This window comes from Bacteroidota bacterium, from assembly GCA_030706565.1.
Classification (GTDB): Bacteria; Bacteroidota; Bacteroidia; order Bacteroidales; family JAUZOH01; genus JAUZOH01.
The window spans coordinates 1-4,132 of the sequence record JAUZOH010000336.1; the positions used below are offsets into that span (position 1 = coordinate 1).

Consider the following 4,132-nt stretch of genomic DNA (forward strand, 5'->3'; position numbering starts at 1 on the left):
AAAGGGCTATCAAAAACATTTGGGCCTTCTGATCAGATTTGTGCCGGCGTGAACATTCACTTTATAAAAGGCAATGAAAAAGATTTAGACATGATAGCTGCTGCAGGATTTAAATTTATCCGCATGGATTTTTCGTGGCAAAGTACCGAACGGACAAAAGGAGTTTATAACTGGGAAAATTATGATGAGCTGACCAGGAATCTTTCGAAACGTGGGTTGCGAGCCATCTATATACTTGATTATTCCAATTCACTTTACGAAGAACCTGTTAGTTCGACAAATCCATTAACAAGTAAGGGCCAGAAAGCGACCTCCTCACCCCAGCACGAAGAAAGTATAACTGCATTCGCAAGGTGGGCAGCTGCAGCTGCCGAACACTTTAAGAATAACAATATAATCTGGGAAATATGGAACGAACCCAACATAAGTTTCTGGAAACCCAAACCTGACGTCACGCAATATACCACATTGGCCTTGGCCACCTGTAAGGCTGTCAAAAAAGTTGTTCCCAACGCCATAATCATCGGTCCAGCTTCCTCTGAAATACCCCTAAAGTTTATTGAACCTTTTCTGGCTTCAGGAATACTTCAATATCTCAATGCGGTTAGTGTCCATCCTTACCGCGATTATTCCAAGTCACCCGAAACTGCTGTTGCCGATTACAAAAAACTACACGAATTGATTGACCGATATACCCCTGCCTCGAAGAAAATGATACCGATAATAAGCAGTGAATGGGGTTATTCATCAGCCACAAAAGGTGTTTCCCAGGAAAAGCAGGCAGCATATATTGTCCGAATGCAATTATCGAACATGCTTTATGGTATTCCCCTCTCAATTTGGTACGATTGGAAAAACGACGGGAATGATCCCAATGAACATGAACAAAACTTCGGAACTACTCTATCAGACCTGACGCCCAAACCTGCCTATAAAACCATTCAGCTCATGAACATGCAGCTGAAAAACTTTAGTTTTTTGAAAAGAATAACGCTTGAAAACAGCAACGATTTTGTGCTGGTTTTTAAAAATGATAAAAATCAATATAAGATCACAGCCTGGACAACGGATGCAGAACATTCTGTCATATTAAACAATAGAATATCCGGAATTATAAAAGCAACTGCCACAGACGGCAATGGTAATGCTAAAAAATTAAAAACAGAAAAAGGGATATTATCCCTGAACCTGACTGCTTTACCCCAATATATTGCACTTCAGGGAAATATCAGATTAAATTAAGTTGCAACATAGCAGCACAAAATATATAAAGCAATAAAAAATCAAAGAGGAATGAACTATTTATTCGTTCCTCTTTTTTCGTTGATTATCTTCTTAACTTCGCTGACCAACAAAGGAAAAGCTGGTTCGGTCATCGAGTGCCCGTATCCGTCCAACTCATATAAGCGGGTATTTTTATGCCCGGCAACTTTCATCATCCGCATCAGGTAAGCATTTTCTTCATAACGGCCCAGCATTTCCAGCTCCCGGTCACCGGTGATTAATAACAAAGGTGGGGCATCAGCACGGACGTGATTAAGCGGTGCCAAGTCATCAACCACTGGCTGCGTATCAGGTATCCCTCGTTCATGACGGATCGCAATATGCGTAATTGTTTGTCCGCTCAACGGAATAAGGCCGGCGATACGGTTTGCATCAATGTGATAAACATCAAGCCATCTTTTATCCAAGCCCACCATAAGGGTCAGATAGCCTCCGGCAGAATGGCCGGAAACAAAAATCAGTGAAGGATCGCCGCCAAAACTTTGTATATGATTGAAAACCCAGGCCACAGATGCAGCGGCATCTTCAATAAATTTCGGAGAATGAACTTTAGGCGACAGGCGATAATTAACCCCCACAACAGCAAATCCTTTTCCCTTCAACGCCTCAGGAATTTCTTTTTCTCCGGAAGTCAGGCCTCCTCCATGAAACCAAACGACGGTTGCAAACCCCTTGACGTTTTTGGGATAATAAAGATCCAGAACACATTGATTGGCCACATAACTATCTGACTGATGTTCCTGATCATTATAATAGGGAACATTCAATGCAGTAGAATATTCAACTTTTTGAGCAAATGCGGCAAGTCCAAAGCTAATAGCCAGGAATAGCAATATAGCTTTTCTCATAATAAATTTATTTTAATAATTTATATTTCTCTAATTTCCTTATCAATTGTTCTGCTTTTCTTTTTGTTGAATTTCTGGAATTGTTTGAAGCAATCTGAATAAATTCAACCACTTTCTGATTATTATTTATTTCACCTAGAAAAGGTTTCAAGGCATCCAGTACCTTTCCTGTTGCTATATTTTTGCATTCTTCCGTGTCAAATTTATCCCGGGATACAGCCAGCAGCTCATCAATTATTTGTGGCAAGTATTGATGTTTGTTTTGAGCAATCAGTTCAAGAGCAAAAATTGCATGATTACAGGTGATTAATTTACCGGCATGCAAAAGCTTAAAAAGATCGTTTATTTTTTCAACCGTTTTGTCTTCCTTATCCACACGCGAAAGATAGCCAATGATATCTATAGCTGTCCACTTTAAAATATTATTTTTGTTTTTCATCAGAATTGTCCATTGATCAAAATATTCATAGAGCAATTCCGGGGTACAGGAAGCAATTTTCAATAATTCCTTTGCAAAGCCATATTTTACTTTAGTATCGGAAGAATTAAATTTTTCAAAATCGAATATTATTGCCATGATATTAATAAATCAACTCTTCAAAATTATTACAGGAAAAGCATAAGAAATTTCAAACAATCAGTTTTCTGCAAGATAAGCGTTATTTAATTTTTTTGCTTTTCCCTTCTATATATGTTTTATACTTTTCACCATCTGCGGACATTTCAAATTTTGTAAATACAGAATCGTGGTTAAGTAAAGTATAAGTTAGTCTGAAAAAAGGAGAATCAGGTACTTTTTCGCTTGTCATTTCTATGGACTTTTCTTTACAGGTTATGCGGTAATTAATGATATGTCCTTCGTTATCAAAATAAATAGCCCTATTGGGATTTTCATTGTTATCCATATAGATTATCATTAAATCTTCATGAATAATTTGGGGTTTATTTCTTACAGCAGGATATTCAGAATGACTTTTACGTACCATGATTTTTTTATCCAGATCGAATGCAAAAGAGAAGGTGCCTCCGCCTTGTCCGGGTTGTCCGTTACCTATGCCCTCCCACTGGCCAATCAACCAGGTCAATTTGTCCCAGGTTTTACTCTGCTGCCCATAACAAGAAATTATCAGCAGAAAAAACACTGCCGTAAAAAATATCTTTTTTTTCATTACCAGTTGTATGTTATTCTGATTTCAATTATATAGGACTTTTATTATTGTTTAATTTTATTACAAGAGCTTAAATTTATCAGCAAAAATATTGAATTCTCTCCTCCCTCCCTTATAATGCCAGAATTTTTCGCCATTTTTCAAATAACTGGTTAAAAGTTTCCTCATGTAACTGACATTTATTCATAGTTTCATTATAGTTTCCGTCACACCAAAATTGTCGTTGCAATCTTTACAGGCTTCTATGCTAATTCCATGATTTAACATCTCGATGATTTCATCATGAACCTGAGGATCATTTCCACCAGATATGATGAAGCTCCCCAAATGATTATATTAACTTCTTTTCACCATTCTTGCGTTTTTGAGTTTATCGCATACATTGACAGTAAGTAAAAAAATATATTCTTGTTAGTCGTTGTTCAAAGAATGTTTAATTTATCCATTCAAAATCAATTTTAATTGATAATATTTTGAACAGCAATTAAATTGCTAATAAAATTCTTCAGGAGCTTTGGGAATAGAGCATCCATTTTTTTCAGCTAATTCGCGAATTCCTTTCATCACTCTTTGTGTAGATCTCAAACTTTGTAAAGTGGCAACATTTAATTCCGGTTTTGGAGTTGAAGCAGTGTGATCTCCAAATTTTCCATAAATCTTATCATTTTTTTCTTTTTATTTAGACTATTATAGGCGTTACGTGCAAAACCTCTCTGTAATTCATACCTATGCTGAAATAATGCACAATTCGAATTATTAACTTCTGGAGTGGATGCTTCAGTAGAATTATTTTTTGAAATCCGGGAAATATCATTTGCCACATTAATAATA

The 4,132-nt window shown here is 36.6% G+C and carries 5 protein-coding genes; 1 reads left to right on the forward strand and 4 read right to left on the reverse strand.

The genetic code is table 11. The features are described 5' to 3' along the window. The coding region (locus Q8907_13600; GenBank protein ID MDP4275307.1) for a cellulase family glycosylhydrolase at nucleotides 1–1,242 on the forward strand (1,242 nt) is incomplete at its 5' end. A 56-nt stretch (nucleotides 1,243–1,298) separates the two neighbouring features. On the opposite strand, the gene Q8907_13605 is transcribed toward Q8907_13600, so the two are convergent. The 4 genes from Q8907_13605 to Q8907_13620 form a co-directional block, all read right to left on the reverse strand. Beyond that, nucleotides 1,299–2,132 (reverse strand): alpha/beta hydrolase, encoded by an 834-nt coding sequence (locus Q8907_13605; protein ID MDP4275308.1) that lies wholly within the window; start codon nucleotides 2,130–2,132, stop codon nucleotides 1,299–1,301. A gap of 7 nt (nucleotides 2,133–2,139) precedes the next feature. Then, complete coding sequence (locus Q8907_13610; protein MDP4275309.1) at nucleotides 2,140–2,709, reverse strand: hypothetical protein; 570 nt, start codon at nucleotides 2,707–2,709, stop codon at nucleotides 2,140–2,142. Between the two features lie 82 nt (nucleotides 2,710–2,791). Next, nucleotides 2,792–3,301, reverse strand: coding sequence for a hypothetical protein (locus tag Q8907_13615; GenBank protein ID MDP4275310.1), 510 nt, complete (start codon nucleotides 3,299–3,301; stop codon nucleotides 2,792–2,794). 605 nt (nucleotides 3,302–3,906) lie between these two features. Next, a partial coding sequence (locus Q8907_13620) for a hypothetical protein (GenBank protein ID MDP4275311.1) occupies nucleotides 3,907–4,132 on the reverse strand: 226 nt, incomplete at its 5' end.

Bases quoted from the DNA above. Each gene is read 5' to 3' on its own strand.
- Q8907_13605 (MDP4275308.1), bottom strand. From the start codon at position 2,132: ATGAGAAAAGCTATATTGCTATTCCTGGCTATTAGCTTTGGACTTGCC.
- Q8907_13610 (MDP4275309.1), bottom strand. From the start codon at position 2,709: ATGGCAATAATATTCGATTTTGAAAAATTTAATTCTTCCGATACTAAA.
- Q8907_13615 (MDP4275310.1), bottom strand. From the start codon at position 3,301: ATGAAAAAAAAGATATTTTTTACGGCAGTGTTTTTTCTGCTGATAATT.